Genomic DNA, 787 nt, shown 5'->3' on the forward strand with positions numbered 1-787 from the left:
ATGCCCCACCACTTGGCACCTCGCCTAGGCTCGGTGTGCCTGAACGAAGGCATTGCTCCGTGGGCCCGCCGCGAAGGGCCATCCATGGCCCAGCGCGGCTAACCCGGCATCCATGCCGGGTTGCCCACTGCGCAACGCCTGCGTTCAGCCAGCGTGGTTAACGGGGCGTCCAAGATCAACGTCCACCGCGAGGCGGCCTTATAGCCGGCCTGATTCTTGGTGGGACCGCGTTTCTCCTGTGGGAGCGGGCTTGCTCACGCAAGCGGTATCACAGTCGATGAAGATGTTGGGTGTGTTGGCCTTTTCGCGAACAAGCCCGCTCCCTCAGTGGTTCTGTGTTGGATATAAATTTGTGCTCACTGAAAGATCGAATGTGGGAGCGAGCCTGCTCGCGATGACGGCATCCAATTCAATCGCTATGTAACTGAACTATCGCAAGGCTGAGAAGGCGGCTACACAGTTGACGAAGATGTTGCATGTGTCGACCTCTTCGCGAGCAGGCTCGCTCCCACAGGAAAAACGCGATCATCAAAAAAAACAGGTCGGCTATAAGGCCGCCTCGCGGAGGATGTTGATCTCGGACGCCCCGTTAACCACGCTGGCCGAACGCAGGCATTGTGGAGTGGGCATCCCGGCATGGATGCCGGGATAGCCGCGCTGGGCCATGGATGGCCCTTCGCGGCGGCCCACGGAGCAATGCCTTCGTTCAGGCACACCGAGCCTAGGCGAGGTGCCGAGTGGTGGGGCAAAGCGTTTTTGGTTACTTTTGGCGCTCTTCCAAAAGTGA

At 59.6% G+C, this 787-nt stretch carries 1 protein-coding gene; it reads right to left on the minus strand.

Annotated elements, in window-relative coordinates; translation table 11 throughout:
• Positions 1-546 precede the first annotated feature (546 nt).
• A partial coding sequence (locus tag GSM73_RS26510; RefSeq protein ID WP_218575615.1) for a hypothetical protein occupies positions 547-787 on the minus strand: 241 nt, incomplete at its 5' end.

Source organism: Pseudomonas sp. PICF6 (assembly GCF_009831705.1).
GTDB lineage: Bacteria > Pseudomonadota > Gammaproteobacteria > Pseudomonadales > Pseudomonadaceae > Aquipseudomonas > Aquipseudomonas rhizophila.